The organism is Acinetobacter baretiae, from assembly GCF_015627105.1.
In the GTDB taxonomy this organism is placed as follows: Bacteria; Pseudomonadota; Gammaproteobacteria; order Pseudomonadales; family Moraxellaceae; genus Acinetobacter; species Acinetobacter baretiae.
In genome coordinates this window covers 58,610-78,719 of record NZ_VTDM01000016.1, presented here as the reverse complement: position 1 = coordinate 78,719, position 20,110 = coordinate 58,610, and the positions used below count along the sequence as shown (strand labels likewise).

The 20,110-nt window shown below is 37.6% G+C and carries 17 protein-coding genes and 1 pseudogene; 12 read left to right on the top strand and 6 right to left on the bottom strand.

Translation table 11 applies throughout. The features are described from left to right. Positions 1-423: 423 nt before the first annotated feature. Positions 424-1,398 (top strand): cysteine synthase A, encoded by a 975-nt coding sequence (gene cysK / locus I2F17_RS07510; protein ID WP_211139486.1) that lies wholly within the window; start codon positions 424-426, stop codon positions 1,396-1,398. 54 nt (positions 1,399-1,452) lie between these two features. Here cysK and I2F17_RS07505 read toward each other — a convergent pair whose 3' ends face one another. Together I2F17_RS07505 and I2F17_RS07500 are read right to left on the bottom strand one after the other, a co-directional pair. Continuing rightward, positions 1,453-1,809, bottom strand: a complete 357-nt coding sequence (locus I2F17_RS07505) for a RidA family protein (RefSeq protein ID WP_196422610.1) — start codon at positions 1,807-1,809, stop codon at positions 1,453-1,455. 243 nt (positions 1,810-2,052) lie between these two features. Continuing rightward, a complete protein-coding gene (locus tag I2F17_RS07500) occupies positions 2,053-2,691 on the bottom strand; it encodes an NAD(P)H-binding protein (RefSeq protein ID WP_196422609.1) in 639 nt (212 codons plus the stop codon). Positions 2,692-3,622: 931 nt separating this feature from the next. On the opposite strand from I2F17_RS07500, the gene I2F17_RS07495 reads away from it, so the two are divergent. Both I2F17_RS07495 and I2F17_RS07490 read left to right on the top strand, forming a co-directional pair. Beyond that, positions 3,623-4,927, top strand: a complete 1,305-nt coding sequence (locus tag I2F17_RS07495) for an MFS transporter (protein ID WP_196422608.1) — start codon at positions 3,623-3,625, stop codon at positions 4,925-4,927. A gap of 83 nt (positions 4,928-5,010) precedes the next feature. Further along, complete coding sequence (locus I2F17_RS07490) at positions 5,011-5,664, top strand: glutathione S-transferase (RefSeq protein ID WP_211139485.1); 654 nt, start codon at positions 5,011-5,013, stop codon at positions 5,662-5,664. Positions 5,665-5,839: 175 nt separating this feature from the next. Here the strand turns inward: I2F17_RS07490 and I2F17_RS07485 are convergent, their stop codons facing one another. Next, positions 5,840-6,712, bottom strand: coding sequence for a helix-turn-helix transcriptional regulator (locus tag I2F17_RS07485; protein ID WP_211139484.1), 873 nt, complete (start codon positions 6,710-6,712; stop codon positions 5,840-5,842). 159 nt (positions 6,713-6,871) lie between these two features. Here I2F17_RS07485 and I2F17_RS07480 point away from each other — a divergent pair, with 159 nt between their 5' ends. Beyond that, a complete protein-coding gene (locus I2F17_RS07480; protein ID WP_211139483.1) occupies positions 6,872-7,777 on the top strand; it encodes a DMT family transporter in 906 nt (301 codons plus the stop codon). A 1-nt stretch (position 7,778) separates the two neighbouring features. Here the strand turns inward: I2F17_RS07480 and I2F17_RS07475 are convergent, their stop codons facing one another. Continuing rightward, on the bottom strand, positions 7,779-8,354 hold the full coding sequence (locus I2F17_RS07475; RefSeq protein ID WP_196422604.1) for an SPOR domain-containing protein: 576 nt from the start codon (positions 8,352-8,354) through the stop codon (positions 7,779-7,781). A 16-nt stretch (positions 8,355-8,370) separates the two neighbouring features. Further along, entirely contained in the window at positions 8,371-10,161 is a 1,791-nt protein-coding gene (argS, locus tag I2F17_RS07470) for an arginine--tRNA ligase (RefSeq protein WP_211139482.1), read from the bottom strand. 194 nt (positions 10,162-10,355) lie between these two features. On the opposite strand from argS, the gene I2F17_RS07465 reads away from it, so the two are divergent. From I2F17_RS07465 to astB, 8 genes and pseudogenes are all read left to right on the top strand, one after another. Then, complete coding sequence (locus I2F17_RS07465) at positions 10,356-10,616, top strand: type B 50S ribosomal protein L31 (protein ID WP_211139481.1); 261 nt, start codon at positions 10,356-10,358, stop codon at positions 10,614-10,616. A 185-nt stretch (positions 10,617-10,801) separates the two neighbouring features. Continuing rightward, a complete protein-coding gene (locus I2F17_RS07460) occupies positions 10,802-12,496 on the top strand; it encodes an NAD-dependent malic enzyme (protein WP_196422601.1) in 1,695 nt (564 codons plus the stop codon). A 25-nt stretch (positions 12,497-12,521) separates the two neighbouring features. Further along, complete coding sequence (locus I2F17_RS07455) at positions 12,522-12,752, top strand: hypothetical protein (RefSeq protein ID WP_196422600.1); 231 nt, start codon at positions 12,522-12,524, stop codon at positions 12,750-12,752. Positions 12,753-13,087: 335 nt separating this feature from the next. Further along, the gene (locus I2F17_RS07450) at positions 13,088-14,359 is read left to right on the top strand and encodes a Glu/Leu/Phe/Val family dehydrogenase (protein WP_211139480.1); all 1,272 of its coding nucleotides are present in this window, start codon (positions 13,088-13,090) and stop codon (positions 14,357-14,359) included. Between the two features lie 115 nt (positions 14,360-14,474). Next, a complete protein-coding gene (locus tag I2F17_RS07445) occupies positions 14,475-15,686 on the top strand; it encodes a bifunctional succinylornithine transaminase/acetylornithine transaminase (protein ID WP_196422598.1) in 1,212 nt (403 codons plus the stop codon). A gap of 21 nt (positions 15,687-15,707) precedes the next feature. Next, positions 15,708-16,739, top strand: a complete 1,032-nt coding sequence (gene astA, locus I2F17_RS07440; RefSeq protein ID WP_211139479.1) for an arginine N-succinyltransferase — start codon at positions 15,708-15,710, stop codon at positions 16,737-16,739. Positions 16,740-16,742: 3 nt separating this feature from the next. Beyond that, a pseudogene (gene astD, locus I2F17_RS07435) lies at positions 16,743-18,212 on the top strand (succinylglutamate-semialdehyde dehydrogenase). Between the two features lie 24 nt (positions 18,213-18,236). Further along, positions 18,237-19,580 carry an N-succinylarginine dihydrolase gene (astB, locus tag I2F17_RS07430; protein WP_211139478.1) on the top strand — a complete coding sequence of 448 codons (1,344 nt, stop codon included), beginning with the start codon at positions 18,237-18,239 and terminating at the stop codon, positions 19,578-19,580. A 286-nt stretch (positions 19,581-19,866) separates the two neighbouring features. Here astB and I2F17_RS07425 read toward each other — a convergent pair whose 3' ends face one another. Continuing rightward, positions 19,867-20,100, bottom strand: coding sequence for a zinc ribbon domain-containing protein (locus tag I2F17_RS07425; RefSeq protein ID WP_211139477.1), 234 nt, complete (start codon positions 20,098-20,100; stop codon positions 19,867-19,869). Between the last annotated feature and the right edge of the window lie 10 nt (positions 20,101-20,110).

Sequence of the window (20,110 nt, the reverse complement as noted above, 5' to 3'; positions counted from 1 at the left end):
GAAGTGAAACCTCTTCGCGCTGATGGTAGTGTGGGGTTACCCATGTGAGAGTAAGTCATCGCCAGCATCTTATTCTAAAAGCCCCCTCTAACGAGGGGGCTTTTTTTTAGCCTTACATTTTTATAAATCCAAATGACACCTACTGTACATACAACATCTATAACCCACACTCAAAGAAAAAAACACAACATCTACCCACAACACATCATCCTAATTCAAGATCATATCCACATCGATAAAAAAACATCAGCGTAATCTAAAATCCTGAATAGGAAATTTAGTTAATTGAAACGCTTTATTTTGACATGAACCCTTTTATGTCTTTATAAAAATTATCCAATATCTTTATTCATAATTAAACTTTGCCTGAAAATAATAAGCATGATAAAACTAGAAAGAATAAAAATTTGATAGGAATCTAACATGACAGTAAATAAAGGCATCGCAGTCTATGAAAATAATGCTGAAGCAATTGGTAATACTCCATTAGTTAAAATTAATCGTATTATCTCGGGTGGAGCGACTGTTTTTGCTAAAATTGAAAGCCGTAATCCTGCTTTTTCAGTAAAATGTCGTGTTGGTGCTGCATTAATTAAAGATGCTGAAGCAAAAGGAATTTTAAAAAAAGGAATGCACATTGTAGAGCCCACAAGTGGCAATACAGGGATTGCATTAGCATTTGTTGCTGCTGCAAAAGGCTATGACATTACTTTAACTATGCCAGCGAGTATGAGCTTAGAGCGCAGAAAAGTATTAAAAGCTTTAGGTGCACATTTAATCCTCACTGAGCCGAGCAAGGGAATGAAAGGTGCTGTTGATGAGGCTGTACGTTTAGCCACAGAAAATCCTGAAAAATATTTTTTACCACAACAATTTGAAAATCCAGCAAATCCTAAAATTCATGAAACCACTACAGGTCCTGAAATTTGGGAAGCAACTCAAGGCGACGTGGATATCTTAGTCTCTGGTGTAGGAACGGGTGGAACAATTACAGGAATTTCTCGTTATTTTGAACAAGTGAAAGGAAAGCCATTATATTCTGTGGCTGTAGAACCTGCTGAATCACCGATTATTACTCAAACAAAAAAAGGAGAGCAAATTACGCCTGCACCTCATAAAATTCAAGGAATTGGAGCAAACTTTATTCCTAAAAATTTAGATTTAGACATTGTCGATGAAGTATTTACAGTTTCTAGTCAAACTTCAATTGATTGGGCGAAAAAATGCGCTACCCAAGAGGGGATTTTAGTCGGTATTTCTTGTGGTGCTGCATTAGCGGCGGCTGCCGAAATTGCTCAACGTCCTGAAAACAAAAATAAAACGATTGTTGTGATTTTACCTGATAGTGGTGAGCGTTACTTGTCTTCTATATTGTTTGAAGGTTTATTTGAAGAGTAATTTTTATAGTTTAGTTTATAAAAAGGGTAGCAAGATATGCTGCTACCCTTTTTATTATCTTGGTTTTACTGCAATTGCTGTCATTTCAACCAAAACCTCCGGTGCATATAGTTTAGCCTCTACGCAAGTACGAGCAGGAGGATGTTCAGGGTCTATCCAAGCGTCCCAAACAGTATTCATGGCCTGATAGTCAGTATCTATATTTTTTAGATAAATAGTAACTGAAAGAATATCACTTTTATGAGCGCCTGCATCTGCTAAAAAGCGATCAATATTTGCTAAAGTTTGTTGTGTTTGCGAGGTAATATCTTGTGAGGTGTCATCTGCAAGTTGACCTGCCAAATGAATGGTATCGGCTGATATTGCAACTTCACAAAATCTTGAGGTTTTATGTAGTCTAGTAATGCTCATGGTTATACTCGTTTTGCAAATTTATTCTATATGGTAATACGAAACAAAAAAATCTTTAAGTGCTGTTTATAACGAATCATAAAATGTTTAAGAGTCAGTCATATAAAATAATTTATATTTGATAAATCAATCTGATATTTAAACATTAATAAATATGTAATGTACCGGTGATCGTACAATATCATTTTTATTTTGGCACCACTTTGATCTGAAACACCGTTAGGCTGTTCAAAAAATTGCTGATTAAGCTTGATTAATTTGCTCAGATGTCAATATTTGTAAACCTGCGGTAGCAGTCATTGCTGATTCGAATAAAGTAGATGCAATATCTTCTGCATGATTTCCACGATATTTTTTAGGTATAATTGGCGATAATAAGTTTAAAGCACTAGACGTAAATTGTTCACTTAAACGTGGGTTTTCTCGGTCTCCAAGTATCGCACCTGGGCGTAAAATAGTGAGTGAATGCCAATTGAGATCAGATACTGCTTTTTCAAGCTCGCCTTTGGTCCGTAAATAAAAAAATGGTGACTGAGCATTAGCGCCTATAGATGATGTTAACGCAAAACTACGAGCTCCATGTGCACGTGTATGTTTAGCGATGGCATATTGTAAATCGTAATCAATGGCTCGAAACGCTTCTGATGAACCTGCATTTTTACGCGTTGTTCCTATTGAGCATATAACGGCATCAACTTGCCACCAATCAGCATCTGATGGTAAAGCAGACATATCTAATACAGGATTAACCAGTTTAATATGTTTTTCTAATGGTCGTCTTGTGGGTGCAATTACACGTTCAATTCGTGGATCAGCAAGTGCTTTTGATAGTGCATGGTGACCGACTAAACCTGTTGCACCTGCAATTAAAATAGATGTCATATTGATGTCCTCATAAACGATAATAACGGGGAGTATTTTTCTCTAGGTACTGTCGTTGTCGTTTTGCTTTATATTTTGATGTTGAAACAATAATATATAGAGGTAATATTTAATTTTGTTTCACAATAAGCATTAAACACAGAAAATATAATAAATCGTTAATAGATATGAATAGCACGTTTTATGCTGATAATATGTATATTTACGTTATTTGAATTTTAAAAATATTCGACCATGATGGTGATTGAAATAAATGAAACTGTGATTTTAGCCAAATTTTACTTTAAAATTTAAAAATATACTGCTGTTTTATATAATAATTCAGAAAAATTGATCTAAAAAATATACTTAAGTCACTAAAATAAGTGCTATATAAATAATCTATAGAGCCAAAATTAATTAACCTGAATTTTTCTTAAAAATTCAAGTAAGCTACTGTGCTTAAATAAAATAAGTGCTTTTCTTTACAGTTGAGTATAACGAATAGATCGATTTCCTTTAAAAAACAGCTCAGAGTGACTCAAAGTATATGCGATGTAATTTTAGTATTTGATTAAAATATCATAAGTAAATGATTTTAAAATAAAATTTTAAGTAGGATTTGGTTTTATTAAGATATTGATTTTAAAATAAAAAATAAAATTGGTTTTAGGTTGTTTAATTTTTAAATTGGTATTGTTGAATTAAAAATATTTAAAAAAACCAATGGCTAGCAAAGAAGTATTTATTCTTGAGAGTAACTAGTGAATAGCCAAATGGATAATACTTATTTTTAGAAGAAATAGATAAAATTGAACATAGCATCTTTTGTGAAAGATAAAAAATAAATCATCACATGTGATCATTGGTGAGTATTTAGTGAATAAAATGATTATTTTTTAAAAGTTTATAAATTAAATATTGGTTTTGAGTGAATGGATAAGGAAAGAATATGACGGTAAATTATACAGAACAAGAAAAGCGTAGTCGTATTCGAGGGATTGTTGGGGCAGCCTCGGGTAATTTAGTCGAATGGTTTGATTTTTACATTTATGCGGTCTTTGCAGTGTATTTTACACATGCTCTCACTGCACCTGACATGGATCCAACAACAAAATCGATTTACGTATGGGGCGTATTTGCGGCGAGTTTTTTCATGCGTCCGATTGGGAGTTGGCTGTTTGGTCGAATTGCTGATCGTCATGGCCGTAAAAAATCGATGGTGGTGTCGATTTGTTTTATGGCAGTGAGTTCATTTTTATTTGCCTTGTTACCAACGTATGAGCAGGTTGGACTATGGGCACCTTTTTTATTGTTACTTATTCGATTATTACAAGGTTTGTCTGTTGGTGGTGAGTATGGTGCTGTTGCAACATATATGAGTGAAATGGGGTTGAAGGGTCAACGAGGCTTTTTTTCTTCTTTTCAATATGTCACTTTAGCAGGTGGCCAATTATTGGCAAGCCTATTAAGTATTATTATGCTTGCTTTTTTAACAACACAACAATTAGAAGCAGGCTGGTGGAGATTACCATTTTTCATTGGGGGGTGTGCTGCATTACTGTCTTTGTTTGCTCGTAGTCATTTAGAAGAAACACTATCTGTTGAAGTGAAAGATGAAAAAAGTCAAAAAGAATCAGGAAGCTTATTGGCGTTGCTTAAAGGTCATTGGAAGTCTTTTTTACTGGTTGTCGGCTACACATCTGCAGGTTCACTGGCGTTTTATACGATTACTGTGTATTCAAAAACATATTTGACCAATAGTATTGGAGTGTCGGCACAACATGCAGGCTATATTATGACGGCTGCATTGTTTGTTTTTATGATTGCACAACCTGTATTTGGTATTGTTGCAGATAAAATAGGGACTCGAAAAGTGATGTTAATTTTTAGTGCTGCTTTGGCAATATCAATTTACCCTGTGATGGCAATTGCAATGCCGATGAGTGTGCATTCTCCTGTGTTATTGGCACTTTTATTAATGTTCATGATGTTATTACTCAGTTTTTATACATCTATTAGTGGTTTAATTAAAGCCGAAATGTTTCCAATGCATGTGCGCGCACTCGGTGTAGGCTTCTCTTATGCTGTGGGTAATGCTTTATTTGGTGGTTCTGCACCTTCTATTGCATTACAGTTTAAATCTGCAGGTGTCGAAAATAGTTTCTTCTTTTATGTTGTTTTTATGCTGATTATTTGCTTTTTATGTAGTTTGGCATTACCAAAGAAACCAACGTATTTAGAAAAAGAGCATTAATTTTCTGAGCAATAGATTTGACTAGTCGTCCATACTAAATGAGTGTAACGTATCGTATATGATTATAAAGTGGTAATTGAAATATGTTGACGTTGCATCATTTAGAAAAATCTAGATCCTTTCGTATTATTTGGGCTTTAGAAGAGTTGGCGCTAAATTACCATCTTTTATGCTATCACAGAACACCTAGCTACACTGCACCTGCTTCACTCAAAAAAATACATCCTTTAGGCACCGCACCTATTTTACAAGATAATGAGTTGATGCTCGTAGAATCTGCGGCAATACTTGAATATTTACAGTGTACTTACGATGATCAATTTAATTTTAAACCTAAAGTTCTAAAATACGTACAGCAATATATTTTTTGGTTACATTATGCAGAATCTTCTGTCATGCCACTTTTGGTTTTTAAATTAGTACTTACAATATCATCTCAACGTGTACCTTTTATTATCCGTCCTGTAACTAAAGCATTTATTTTGGGTATTCAAGAAAAATTTATATTTACTCGATTAAAACAACATGTTGAATATATTGAAAATCATTTATCAAATCATGATTATTTTGCCCAAGATTTTTCTTTTGCAGACATTCAAATGACGTTTGCCTTAGAAGCGATTGAAAAATTAAATCTTTTTGCAACACCTCATATTAGTCATTATTTAAAACGTATAACTCATCGTACAGCCTATAAAAATGCAAAATTAAAAGAGCAAGCAGGTCTAAGGGGTTAATCATTTTTATAAGATATGGTCAAAATAGAAGTATCCAATAAAATAGTCTCAATAGATTGAAAAGATTCACTCATTGAACAATAAATATGTTGGTGATAAGGAATGATTTTTGCATTTCACTTTAAATTTAAAACTTAATTTAAGTGGGGGATGCATATGAAATATTTAAAAATATTTAATCATTGGATTTTTGTGAGCGTAAGCTTGATGGAGTGTAGCCAAAGTGTTTTTTAAATTGATAACTCAAGTGGCTACTTGAGCTAAAACCATATTTAAGTGCAATATCAGTAATAGATGCATGCCAAGTTAAAAGATCCATATGTACTTTTTTTAAACGTTGTTGTATTACGTATTGGTGTGGTGGCACACCAAACGATCGGGTAAACAGGTGTGCAAAATGATATTCACTAAGTCCAATTACTGCTGATAAATCATGTAATGTTAGAGGGGAAGCTAAGTGATGATCAATCCATTCGATAATATGCTGGCGTTGAAATTTATTTAAACCCCCTTTAACATGAGGAATATCCCAAGAGATATTGCTGTAATTTTTAATGAGTTGTGTTAATAACAAAGTAGCGGCTGTACTGATTTCAAGGTGGTTATCTGATTGCTTCCAGTCGTTATGAGTGATGTAGTGTCTATACAAGTGGCTAATTTTTGCATCAAATACAAAGCTTTGCTCAATGAGTGTTACATGGCGAGGTTCTTTATCCCAAATCTGTGAAATGATGTGCTCTAAATGTTGTTGGGTGTAATAAAGATGTACAAAAGATAAATCACCTCGTATATCCCAAGTCGATTCTGTATGTTGTGGCATTAAGCAAAAGTGATCTGGTGCACCACCATTTTGCCAACCTGTACCTGTTTTGCGGTAAGTGTCATATCCGCCTTTAATGTAAAGGCTCAGTGTATGATGATTGCTACAAACTTGAACCTGATCTTGATAATTTGACCAATGCGCCAATTGCATTCCTGAGCCAATTTTTACAGTATCAATGAGCTGTGCTTTAAATTGTTGTAATTGATTTAAAAGCTGATAGTGCATCATGGTACTCATGTATGGCAAGTATAATGTTCTTTTATACAAAGCATATGATGTTCATCTATAAAAAAGCAAGAACATGTGATCGCTTCGCAAGAATATATAAGCTTATTTTGACAAGCATACATACAATGAAAAAAAATCTTGGGGATGAGTCAGTGTATGAAACTAAATGTCTTTTTATATGTGTTGGTGATTGTGCTTTGGGGCACCACATGGAGTGCGATTACGTTACAACAAAAAAGTGAGATTGCCCCAGAAGTTGCGGTATTTTGGCGTTTTTTTATTGCAGCAAGTATTTTAATGATTGGGTTAATTTATACAAAAAAATTAGCATTTTTACCTTTCAAAGATCATCTGTTGTGTATGTTACAGGGCTGTTTAATTTTTGGTTTTAATTTTTTTTGCTTCTATCAAGCAGTTGATTATATAAATAGCGGATTAGAAGCTGTTATTTTTTCGATGGCGGTATTATTTAACACCATCAATAGTCGGTTGTTTTTCAAGCAACCCATTAAATTAAGATTTTATCCTGCGGTTAGTTTTGGTTTTTTAGGTATGATTGCCTTGTTTTGGCATGACCTACAAGGGACGCATTTTAAATTAGACACTTTAAAAGCGATTGGATTATGTTTGCTTGGGACGTATGGGTTTTCTTTAGGAAATATGCTGAGTTTATATCATCAAAAACAAGGTCACCCCGTACTGACTACCACAGCATATGCAATGACGTATGGCATGTTGGTTATGTTGATGATTAGTCTTTTTCAACATCATGATTTGTTTCCTACATTAAAAACAATCTCAATATGGGCTATTGTGTATTTGGCTGTATTTGGCTCTGTTATTGGATTTTGTGCATATTTCTTTTTGATTGGACGAATTGGTGCAGGCAATGCTGCATATAGCACGTTGATTTTTCCATTGATTGCATTGTTATTGGCCACGTATTTTGAAGGCTATATATGGCAAAGTCATGCCATCATTGGCATTATTTGTATTTTAATCGGCAATGCTGTTTTCTTTATACCTTTTGAACGACTATGGCATACACTTAAACCACGTTAAATCAGTTTTTCACCACGATTGAATCTATGCCGCTATTTTGTAGAACCTGTTGGGCATTGAGCGCTGTTTGTTGTGTTAAATATGGCCCAGAAATCACACGGTACCACGTGTGTCCATGTTCATTGAGGGTAATGACATTGGCAGGAAGTTTATTCATTAAAATTTCTGAACGTCGAGCGTCTGCACTATCAGGATCACTAAAACTCTTAATTTGTAAAAAGTATGCAGTGGTTGCCGTGTCTGAAACAGTTGCAGGGTTCGATGCAGTCTGAGATGCTGAAACAATAATGCTACCTGTACTGACTTGTGACTTAGGTACAGCTTGCTCTGGGATAGGGGTGACTTGTTGCTTGGGAAGTTGTTCGTAAAAACGATAATCGTGGTTGGTTTCTTGGGCAGTTTGTCTGACATCAATGACTTGTGTGCTAACAGGTGCCCAAGGTTTCCAAAAAGCAAACGCAACGACAATACAAATGAGAATAAAAAACACAACAGCTGTGCCGATCCATGCAGGCAACAGCGTATGTTTTGGATACTTTGGTTTGTCAGAAATACAGCGTTGCGTTTTGCTAAACACGAGATTTTCCTTTTTATTACATACTTTGAGGTGCAGAAACCCCAAGCAAAGTTAAACCATTACGAAGGACCTGTTGTACATTAACAGAAAGTAATAGTCGAGCTTGAGTTAATGCTAAATCATCATTGAGTACTTTATGTTCGTTATACCATGCATGAAACAGTGCAGCGAGCTCTTTTAAGTAGTTGCCAACCTGATGTGGTTCATAGCTATGCGCAGCACGACGTATGACATCAGGATAAGCAGCAAGTTTGGCTAAAATGGCTTCTTCTGCTTCTAAATCTAAACGAGATACCACGTCACGAGCATCTGCGACATTAAAATCAATGGCCATACTTTGTGATTTTTCTAACATACGGCAAATACGTGCATGTGCATATTGAATATAGTAAACCGCATTATCTTTACTTTGAGATACAGCAAGATCTAAATCAAAGTCGATGTGTTGTTCGCTTTTGCGCATCACATAATAAAAACGAGCTGCGTCATTGCCAACTTCTTTGCGTAAATCGCGAAGCGTGACGAATTGACCAGAACGAGAAGACATTTGTAGCATATGACCGCCACGCCAAAGACTCACAAACTGTACCAATAAAATGGTCAATTTTGATGAGTCATATCCTAAAGCATCGATGGCAGCTTTGACACGTGTAATATAGCCGTGGTGATCTGAACCCCAAATATTCACCAAGTGCGTAAAGCCACGTTGTAATTTATTTAAATGATAGGCAATATCTGATGCAAAGTAGGTATGTTGACCATTACGACGTTTGACAACACGGTCTTTTTCATCGCCAAAAGCGGTTGACTTAAACCAAAGGTTTCCGTCTTGTTCGTATAAAAAGCCACGTTGTTCGAGTGTTTCTAGTGCTTCATCAATTTTATCTGCCAATGTAGCTTCGCTAAACCATTGGTTAAATGTTACGCCAAATTCACCAAGGTCATCTTTAATGTCTTCTAAAATTGCATGTAAGGCAGCTTGGTGAAAAATACGGTAATTGGGGCCAAGCAATTGTTGTGCATTTGCAATTAAACCATCGATATGTTTTTCTTTATCTCCAGACAAAATAACTTTATTGCCTTGTGCATCGAGAGCTTCGGCATATTGTACATCTTCAGGAACGTGATGATAAACTTCTGCCACGCTAAAAATATATTCTTCACCATCTTGGTTAATAATACTTTGTGCAATGTCTTTAACGTAGTCGCCTTGGTATGCATTTTTAGGAAAGACGAGAGATTGCCCGCATAGTTCGAGGTAACGTAAATAAGTAGATGTGGCCAAAATGTCCATTTGACGACCTGCATCATTGACATAATATTCACGTTCAACACTTGCACCTGTTGCTTCTAAAATATTAGCGATGGTCATACCATATGCAGCACCCCGACCATGACCTACGTGTAGGCTTGAAGTTGGGTTTGCAGAAACAAACTCAATTTGTACACGTTCATTTTTACGGTCTTGGCTTTGACCAAATTTTTCTTTTTCGGTTTGAATTAGATCAAGTACAACATAGCGTTCATCTGCATTTAAAAAGAAATTAATGAAGCCCGGCCCTGCAATTTCTGCCTTACTAATTTCTGACATTTGCGGCAAGTTCACTAAGATTTTTTCTGCTAAGTCACGTGGACGCATACCCGCAGCTTTTGATGCCACCATCGCAATATTTGATGCAAAGTCGCCATGACTTCGATCTTTGGTGCGAGTGAGCTGGCTAATATTTTTCCACTCAGAAGGCAGAATATCTTGTGCAATCAATGTTTGCACTGCATGGTCTAAAGCTGCTTGTATGGCCGTATTCATATTATCTAGAAAAACTGTCGCATAAAGATGCTAAATATATCAAATTTAGCACGCCTTAGGGAAAACGATTTATAGCACTTTGGTGCATTTTATATATACATAAGCGATGTGCTGTGATGGGGATTGACAAAATAGACGTATTTTATTAATGTTATGTTATACTGTAACATAGTTGTTGTTTTGAGGAATCCATTATGAGAGAAAATATTCATCCGAAGTATCAAAAAGTATTGTTTCATGACACCAATGCAGATGTTTATTTTGTGATTGGCTCAACCATACAATCTGGTCAAAAAAAAATCTATGAGGGGGTGGAATATCCGTATGTCACTCTAGATATTTCGAGTGCATCACACCCGTTTTATACAGGTGAAGTACGTCAAGCAAGTAATGAAGGACGTGTTGCTAATTTCAATCGTAAATTTGCTCGGTTTTCCAAAAAGAAAGTCGATTAAACCACCAAATTTAAATTACTTTCATCGATTACCCTTAAATGATTTTGCATGATTTAAGGGCATTTTTTGTGTTTGGTGGTGTACAATGAGACAACCTATTTTTGTCTAAAAACATGTGGTGTGACACGTTTGTAGGTAAAATACTCAACTACAATGTGTTTTAGCCAAGCCTCTGAGAGAAAGTTATGAGTGTAGATTTATCGCAAAAACGTCCGCTTTATATTCCTTATGCGGGAAATTCGCTATTAGAATTACCTTTGTTAAATAAAGGTTCTGCATTTGGTGAAGATGAACGTACACGTTTTAATCTACATGGTTTAATTCCGCATGTGGTAGAGACCATTGAAGAGCAAAGTCAGCGCGCATATCAACAATACAGTGCGTTTAATAGCGATATTAATAAACACATTTATTTAAGGAATATTCAAGATACCAATGAAACTCTCTTTTTTAGAGTGCTTCAAGACCATTTAGCAGAAATGTTGCCCATTATTTATACTCCAACTGTGGGGGAAGCATGTCAGCGTTTTTCTGATATTTATCGCCGTCATCGTGGTGTATTTATTTCATATCCAGATCGTCATCATGTCGATGACATTTTACAAAACGTGAATCGTAAAAACGTTAAAGTGATTGTCATTACTGATGGTGAACGTATTTTAGGTTTGGGTGATCAGGGTATTGGAGGTATGGGTATACCTATTGGTAAGCTGTCTTTGTATACGGCATGTGGTGGAATTAGCCCTGCATATACATTGCCAATTACGATTGATGTGGGCACAAATAATCAACAGTTGCTCAATGATCCGATTTATATGGGATGGCGTCAGCCACGTATTTCAGGCGATGAGTATTATGATTTTGTAGATGAAGTGATTCGTAGTGTGCGCCGTCGTTGGCCGAAAGCCCTGATTCAATTTGAAGATTTTGCACAGAAAAATGCACTACCATTACTGAATAAATATCGTGATCAAATTTGTTGTTTTAATGATGATATTCAAGGTACAGCTGCGGTGTCTGTGGGCAGTTTAATTGCTGCCAGTCGTGCAGCAGGAAAATCACTGAAAGATCAAACAATTACCTTTTTAGGGGCAGGGTCGGCAGGCTGTGGGATTGCAGAACAAATTGTAGCGCAAATGGTGGCAGAAGGCTTAAGTGATGAGCAGGCACGTGCTCGTGTGTTTATGGTGGATCGTTTTGGTTTAATCACAGACAATCAGCCAAATGTACTCGATTTTCAAAAGAAATTGGCCCAAAAGGCAGATGTGGTTGAAACGTGGAATACTACAGATATTATTTCTTTACTCGATGTTGTCAAACATGCAAAACCTACTGTGCTGATAGGTGTGTCTGGTCAACCGGGTTTATTTACCGAAGAGATTGTCCGTACAATGGGAATGCATTGTGCTCGTCCGATTATTTTTTCGTTGTCTAATCCAACATCACGTGCAGAAGCTGTACCTGCAGACTTAATTCAGTGGACAGAAGGTCGTGCATTAATTGCCACGGGTAGTCCATTTGCGCCTGTGAATTATCAAGGAAAACTTTATAATATTGCACAGTGCAATAATTCATATATTTTCCCCGGTATTGGTTTAGGTGCGATTGCTTCTGGCGCAACTCGAGTCACAGATAGCATGTTAATGGCATCAAGCAATGCACTAGCAGATTGTTCACCGCTACTGCATGATACGCATGGTGATTTACTCCCTGATGTTCAATTGATTAAAGATGTATCTCGAAAAATTGCTTTTGATGTTGCAAAAGCAGCGATTGCAGCTGGGGTTGCTCCTGCGGTGTCTGATGAAATTTTGACAAAAAACATTCAAGATAATTTTTGGACGCCTGAATATCGTCAATATAAACGTGTACCTTTTTAATGTGGTAACCAGTAGAGAGTATTTGATGAGCGATGAAAAAAAGAGTAGCCATAGTGGCTGGATCGGTGTGGGTATTGCTTTTGTCTTTGCAATATTTTTTCTAGGTTTTTTATTTTTGTCAGTGCAACAAGATACAACCAAAGTGAATAATTATGCCAAAACGTGGTCAGGAGATGGTGCCTCAGACCCTATGGCAAGTATGCCGATGGGGCATGAGGGTATGAACCATGGCAAGCATGGACATGGCCAGCACTAAGCAAAAAAGGTGATAGAAATATCACCTTTTTTTACGATAACGATAAAAAATCAAATCATTATTTTTAGAATGATAGGTTTTTATTGTGATGAATATCAAGCGTGAAGGTTGCTTTTTTTAAGTGCAGGTATATGATAATTACCACGTATTCAAGTAACCGATTCTTCGGGTAGCGTGATGTATAAAAAAGAGTCAGTTACAACTCATGTTGAATAAATACAACCAGCTGGTTGGAAAAATATAGCGGGCAGTGAATGTATACATCACAATACAGGCCCAATATCTGTGATGTATGTTTTTGACTGTCTAAAAACAATGAAAAGGTCAAGGAATATATGTCAAACCTTTCTTATGCAAATGAAAACACCAATGCGTGGCAAACATATCTGGCACAGATTGATCGTGTTGCACCCTACCTTGGTGATTTAACACCTTATTTAGATACGCTCAAACGACCAAAACGTGCACTGATTGTTGATGTGCCGATTGTTATGGATGACGGTTCAATTCAGCATTTTGAAGGATACCGTGTACAACACAACTTATCTCGTGGGCCGGGTAAGGGTGGCATTCGCTACCATCCAAGTGTTGACTTAAATGAAGTCATGGCGCTGTCTGCATGGATGACCATTAAAACGGCTGTACTCAACTTACCTTTTGGTGGGGCAAAAGGTGGTGTACGTGTTGACCCAAGAAAATTGTCAACCCGTGAGCTTGAGCGACTTACTCGTCGTTTTACAACCGAAATTAGTCCAATTATTGGCCCACAAAAAGATATTCCTGCACCAGATGTAGGAACTAATCCAAATATTATGGGTTGGATGATGGATACATATTCAACCACACAAGGGCATACAGTTACAGGTGTAGTTACAGGTAAACCTGTGCATTTAGGTGGTTCACTCGGCCGTGTTCGTGCAACAGGGCGTGGTGTATTTGTAACAGGCATAGAGGCTGCCAAAAAAATTGGCTTATCTATTGCAGGTAGTAAAATTGTAGTACAAGGTTTTGGTAACGTAGGTAGTGAAGCTGCTTTCTTATTTAACCAAGCAGGTGCTCAAATTGTTGCAGTGCAAGATCACACAGGTACAATTTTTGAAGCAAATGGCTTAGATGTCAAAGCATTGCAAAAACATGTAGAAGAACATCAAGGTGTTGCAGGTTTTGGTGGTGCAAAAGCCATTGAGAATGAAGCAATGTGGGATATCGATATGGATATCTTTATCCCTGCGGCATTAGAAGGTCAAATTACGGTTGAAAGAGCAGAGCGTTTGAGTGCCAAAATGGTATTAGAGGGAGCGAATGGCCCAACATACCCAGAGGCTGATGATGCATTGATTGCTCGTGGTGTAACGATTGTTCCCGATGTGATTTGTAATGCTGGCGGTGTAACCGTGAGTTATTTCGAATGGGTGCAAGATATGGCCAGTTATTTCTGGAGCGAAGATGAAATTAATGAGCGTTTAGATAAACTCATGATTCAAGCGATAGAAGATGTATGGTCAACATCGGTCGAGAAAAAATGTACATTACGTACAGCGGCTTATATTTTGGCATGTGAACGTATCTTAAAAGCACGTAAAGAACGCGGTATTTTTCCGGGATAAAATAAATCCATTTAAATACACATTTAGGCTATGAAATCATGGCCTAAATGCTAATATCAGAATAATTAATATTATTTTTATGAAATACACACATTAGTGTTGAATTGAGGTTCGCATGCAAGATCAGATTCAAAGACATCATTTTGATGACTATATGGTTCCAGTATTTTCACCAGCATCATTTGTACTGACTCGTGGTCAAGGTTCTCGCATTTGGGATCAAAATGATAAAGAATATATTGATTTTGCAGGTGGAATTGCAGTCAATGCGTTAGGACATGCACACCCTGTTGCTGTAAAAGCGCTCACCGAACAAGCACAAAAATTATGGCATGTGAGCAATGTCTATACCAATGAGCCTGTATTACGTTTGGCTAAAAATTTAGTTGAACACACATTTGCAGATAAAATATTTTTTTGTAACTCGGGTGCAGAAGCCAACGAAGCTGCATTAAAGCTTGCACGTAAAATTGGCTTAAATAGCGGTCAAGCAGATAAAAACCACATTGTCGCATTTAAAAATGCATTTCATGGCCGTACTCTATTTACGGTTACAGCCGGTGGCCAACCCAAATATGCACAAGATTTTGCACCTTTACCTGCACATATTGAGCATGTTGATTATAACGACTTAGATGCAGCCCTTCGTGTGATTAATGAAAAAACATGTGCTGTGATTGTAGAACCTATTCAAGGAGAGGGGGGAGTGGTTCCTGCTCAGATTGAATTTCTACAGGGATTACGCAAGCGTTGTAATGACGTGGGCGCAGTTCTTATTTTTGATGAAGTACAAACGGGTATGGGGCGAACAGGTGCACTATACGCTTACATGAATACAGGTGTTACCCCAGATATTTTAACCACAGCCAAGGCATTAGGTGGTGGCTTTCCAATAGGTGCAATGATCACGACAGATCAGTATGCCAGTCAGTATGCCATAGGTGATCACGGTACCACCTACGGTGGAAATCCGTTAGGCTGTGCTGTTGCCAATGCGGTTTTTGAATTTATAAATCGTCCTGAAGTCTTCGATGCTGTAAAACAACGTTCTGAACAATTTTTTACAGGTATACAAGCACTCAATGAAAAATACACAGTATTTGAACAAGTACGTGGACAAGGGTTACTCATTGGTTGTGTGTTAAAAGATGAATATGCCGGTCGAGCAAAAGATTTAATGACTCTTGCTGCTGAGTTTGGTCTATTGGTTTTAATGGCAGGGCCAAATGTGATTCGCTTTGCACCTGCATTGGTGATTACAGAAGAAGAAGTCAATACAGGTCTGGCATGCTTTGAGAAGGCTTTAGCGAGTTTTATGACTGTTTAATCATTAAAAGGTGGGTTTAGCATGATGAAAGTGCGACACGCCGAGCAACGTGATTTAAATGATATTTATCTTTTAGCGCAAAAGTCAGGCATTGGCCTGACTTCATTGCCTGAAAATAAAGAGGCATTAATTGCTAAACTTGCTCGTACCGAACAAACACGCCAAGGGCATTTGGCAAAAAGTGAGCAAGGCTATTTATTTGTTTTAGAAGACACCACACAGCAAAAAGTTGTAGGTGTTAGTGGAATAGAGGTTGCGGTTGGTCTTGTTGAGCCTTTTTATAATTTTCATGTGGGTAAACAAGTTCATGCCTCTAAAGCACTCAATGTTTACAAATCACTAGATACACTATTTTTAAGTCATGACCATACAGGCTCGAGTGAGTTATGCACGCTTTTTTTAGACCCTGAGTTTAGAAAAAATCAAAATGGTAAATTTCTGTCTAAAATTCGCTTTTTATTTATTGCTGCATTTCAACAAAAATTTGAACACAAGCTGATTGCAGAAATGAGAGGATATAGCGATGAACAAGGTCACTCACCATTTTGGTCAGCCCTTGGGCATCACTTTTTTAGTATGCCTTTTTCTAAAGCGGATTATTTAAGTGGTGTTGGGCAAAAAGTATTTATCGCTGAATTGATGCCACGTTTTCCTGTATATGTGGACTTACTGCCTAAAGACGCACAAGACGTGATTGGTCAGGTACACGAGCAGACACGCCCAGCCTATCGTTTATTAGAAACAGAGGGTTTAAAGTATCAAGGATATATAGATATTTTTGATGCAGGGCCAACGATCGAAGCCAATATCGAAGATTTACGTGCAGTCAGAGACAGTCAGCAACGTCATGTTAAAGTAGATGAAATAGCAACATCATTAGACAAAGTACGTGTAATGGTAGCGAATGATCACTATGAAAATTATGCTGCACTTTTGCTCGATGCTTATGTAGATGCACAATATATTTATTTAACTCAAGTACAAGCCACACAACTTAACGTTGATTCGAACAGCCAAGTACGTATTTTACCACTCAATACTGAGGAGCGTTAAACCATGCGTGATGGAAAAATATTAATTAATGGACAATGGGTGTGTGCACACGGCCAAGCCTTTGAAAAAAGAGACCCTGTAAATCATGATTTAATATGGATGGGTCATGAGGCCAATGCTGAGGATATTGAATCTGCATGTCTTGCGGCACGCGATGCTTTTCCAGCATGGGCTCGTTTATTGGTTACCACTCGTGTAAAAATAATTGAAAGCTTTGCTGAACAACTGATTCAGCATAAACGGCAACTTGCTGAAACGATTAGCCAAGAAACAGGTAAACCTTTGTGGGAATCTTTGACTGAAGTGCAGTCGATGGTTGCAAAAGTAGCAATTTCTATTCGTGCTTATTATGAGCGCACAGGTGAGCATCATCAAAAGATGGCAGGTGGTCAAGCATCTTTAAGGCATCGACCTCATGGTGTGTTGGCGATCTTTGGTCCATATAATTTTCCAGGTCATCTACCAAATGGCCATATTGTCCCTGCCCTGATTGCAGGCAATACGCTTGTTTTTAAACCGAGTGAACTTACTCCACGAACGGCTCAAGAGGTTGTTGAGTTATGGCAACGCTCGGGTTTGCCAAGTGGTGTGCTTAATTTGGTTCAAGGAGGGCGTACTACAGGTGAGGCCTTGGCCAACTCAAAGCACATAGATGGCTTATTATTTACAGGCAGTGCTCATACAGGCTACCACTTGCATCAACAATTTTCTGGCCGTCCTGATAAAATTTTAGCCTTAGAAATGGGTGGCAACAACGCACTTATTATTGATGAAGTAGAACATTTAGATGCTGTAGTGCATTTGGCAATTCAATCTGCATTTATTTCTGCAGGCCAACGTTGTACTTGTTCACGCCGTATTTTAGTGAAAGAGGGGGCGGTCGGTGATGCTTTTATCGCTCGTTTTGTTGAAGTGGCCAAGCAGCTAAACGTTGCTGCTTGGAACAGTGAGCCAGCACCATTTATGGGTGGCGTGATTTCATCACATGCCGCAGACCAACTCATGCACGTTCAGCAACAGTTGATTGATTTGGGTGCACAACCACTTTTAAAAATGACACGACCTGACCCCAATAATGCCTTGTTGACTGCTGGTATTTTATAGGTAACAGCGGTCAAAAATATTCCTGATGAAGAATATTTTGGCCCATTGACTAAAATTTATCGTTATCACGACTTTGATGAAGCCATTAAGTTGGCTAATCAAACCCGATTTGGGTTGGCTGTGGGTTTAGTGACACCGAACAAAGCAGATTTTGAGCGATTATTAATAGAAGCACGAGCAGGCATTGTAAACTGGAATAAACCTCTGACAGGGGCATCGAGTTCTGCACCTTTTGGAGGTGTGGGCGCATCGGGGAATCATCGCGCAAGTGCTTTATATGCAGCCGACTATTGTGCATGGCCAATGGCTTCTTTGGAAGAAGATCATGTACATTTGCCAGATGTATTAAACCCTGGAATTCAATTATAAAAATACGTAAAAGGGAGTGTGGTTATGTCTGGTTATGAAATTAACTTTGATGGTTTAGTGGGCCCAACGCATCATTACGCTGGATTGTCTTTTGGTAATGAAGCATCTACTAAAAATAAAAAAAATATGTCTAATCCTAAACTTGCTGCCTTACAAGGCCTAGAGAAAATGAAAATTTTGGCAGATTTAGGCATGAAACAAGCAGTTTTTGCACCACATGAACGTCCCCATGTGGCTACATTGCGCCAATTGGGTTTTTATGGCAAAGATGAAGATGTGATTGCTCAGGCCATGAAAGCCTCACCAAATTTATTGTCATCTTTAAGTTCAGCATCGAGTATGTGGACAGCCAATTCATGTACGGTAACACCATCGGCAGATAGTGCAGATGGTAAAGTACATTTTACCCCTGCCAATTTAAACAATAAATTCCATCGAGCAATTGAGCATCCCACCACAGCACGTATTTTAAAAGCCATGTTTCATGACGAGCAATACTTTAGTCATCATAATGCTTTACCATCCGTGGCATTGTTTGGCGATGAAGGTGCAGCAAATCATAATCGTTTAGGAGGGGCATACGATCAACCGAGTCTCAATGTGTTTGTATATGGTCAGCAATTTATAGGGCAACCTCTTGGACCGAAAAAATATCCTGCACGTCAGTCATTAGAAGCCAGCCAAGCGATTGCACGTTTACATGGATTAAATGATTTAAATACGGTGTTTATACAGCAAAATCCAGATGTGATTGATCAAGGGGTGTTTCATAACGATGTCATTGCTGTGAGCAACCAACAGGTTTTATTTTGTCATGAACAGGCTTTTGTACAGGCAGCACATGCATTTGCAGAAATTGAAGCAAAAATGGCAGTGTTAGGGGCAGGATTTCACCCTATTATTGTGCCAAACTCACGTGTGTCGGTACATGATGCGGTATCTACATATATGTTTAATAGTCAAATTCTCACACGTGCTGATGGAAAGATGACGTTGGTTGTTCCTGAGGAGTCTCGCCAACACACAGGGGTATGGAATTATTTAAATGAAATAATAGATTCAGGTCAAATCATTGATCAAATTCAAGTTTTTGATTTAAAAGAAAGTATGCAAAATGGTGGTGGTCCTGCATGCTTACGCTTACGAGTTGCAGTGAATGAAGATGAGCTTGAAGCGATTAATCAACATGTCTTTATGAATGAAGCTGTATTTGAAATCTTAACAGATTGGGTTGAAACGCATTATCGTGATCGATTATCGCCATTAGATTTAGCTGATCCGCAATTGTTGCAGGCAAATAGAACAGCACTGGATGAACTCACACAAATTTTAAAATTAGGCTCTGTCTACGATTTTCAGCGTATTTAAGTGTTTTATTTGGGGGAGCCATGAACCTATTACGGCATGTTTTGCAACCACATAATAATTTCGTCAAACAAGGTGAATATACACATTTTCATTGGTCCTGTTGGGATGAAGGAGTCGTTTGTTGTATTCCAAATAAACCGTTATATAAAACCTATACAAATCTACTCACGTAAATTTGCTGTCTAATTTCTGCTTCTTTGTTCTGAACCAAATCCCATTCGGCACTTGGATTTACCTAAACTCCACAGACTGTCACGGTGTAACTCACCGCCATTTAACAGTAGCGTTAAGCTGCTGTTAAAACCTTATTCGCATGATTAAGAATATTAATCGCTGCATTTAAATCTCGATCATGCCTAGCTGAACAAATACACCTCCACGCCCGATCTTTTAAAGTGAGATTGTGATTAATTTCACCACAACTAGAACACGTTTTACTACTTGGGAAGAATCGACCAGCACTCTTTACTTGCTTTAGCCGTAAAACCTCGCCCTTCGGGGCGGGAATATAAGGCTGCAATCCGCTAGTC

Coding starts and splice junctions, on each gene's coding strand:
- cysK (WP_211139486.1), top strand. CDS start 424: ATGACAGTAAATAAAGGCATCGCAGTCTATGAAAATAATGCTGAAGCA.
- I2F17_RS07505 (WP_196422610.1), bottom strand. CDS start 1,809: ATGAGCATTACTAGACTACATAAAACCTCAAGATTTTGTGAAGTTGCA.
- I2F17_RS07500 (WP_196422609.1), bottom strand. CDS start 2,691: ATGACATCTATTTTAATTGCAGGTGCAACAGGTTTAGTCGGTCACCAT.
- I2F17_RS07495 (WP_196422608.1), top strand. CDS start 3,623: ATGACGGTAAATTATACAGAACAAGAAAAGCGTAGTCGTATTCGAGGG.
- I2F17_RS07490 (WP_211139485.1), top strand. CDS start 5,011: ATGTTGACGTTGCATCATTTAGAAAAATCTAGATCCTTTCGTATTATT.
- I2F17_RS07485 (WP_211139484.1), bottom strand. CDS start 6,712: ATGCACTATCAGCTTTTAAATCAATTACAACAATTTAAAGCACAGCTC.
- I2F17_RS07480 (WP_211139483.1), top strand. CDS start 6,872: ATGAAACTAAATGTCTTTTTATATGTGTTGGTGATTGTGCTTTGGGGC.
- argS (WP_211139482.1), bottom strand. CDS start 10,161: ATGAATACGGCCATACAAGCAGCTTTAGACCATGCAGTGCAAACATTG.
- I2F17_RS07465 (WP_211139481.1), top strand. CDS start 10,356: ATGAGAGAAAATATTCATCCGAAGTATCAAAAAGTATTGTTTCATGAC.
- I2F17_RS07460 (WP_196422601.1), top strand. CDS start 10,802: ATGAGTGTAGATTTATCGCAAAAACGTCCGCTTTATATTCCTTATGCG.
- I2F17_RS07455 (WP_196422600.1), top strand. CDS start 12,522: ATGAGCGATGAAAAAAAGAGTAGCCATAGTGGCTGGATCGGTGTGGGT.
- I2F17_RS07450 (WP_211139480.1), top strand. CDS start 13,088: ATGTCAAACCTTTCTTATGCAAATGAAAACACCAATGCGTGGCAAACA.
- I2F17_RS07445 (WP_196422598.1), top strand. CDS start 14,475: ATGCAAGATCAGATTCAAAGACATCATTTTGATGACTATATGGTTCCA.
- astA (WP_211139479.1), top strand. CDS start 15,708: ATGATGAAAGTGCGACACGCCGAGCAACGTGATTTAAATGATATTTAT.
- astB (WP_211139478.1), top strand. CDS start 18,237: ATGTCTGGTTATGAAATTAACTTTGATGGTTTAGTGGGCCCAACGCAT.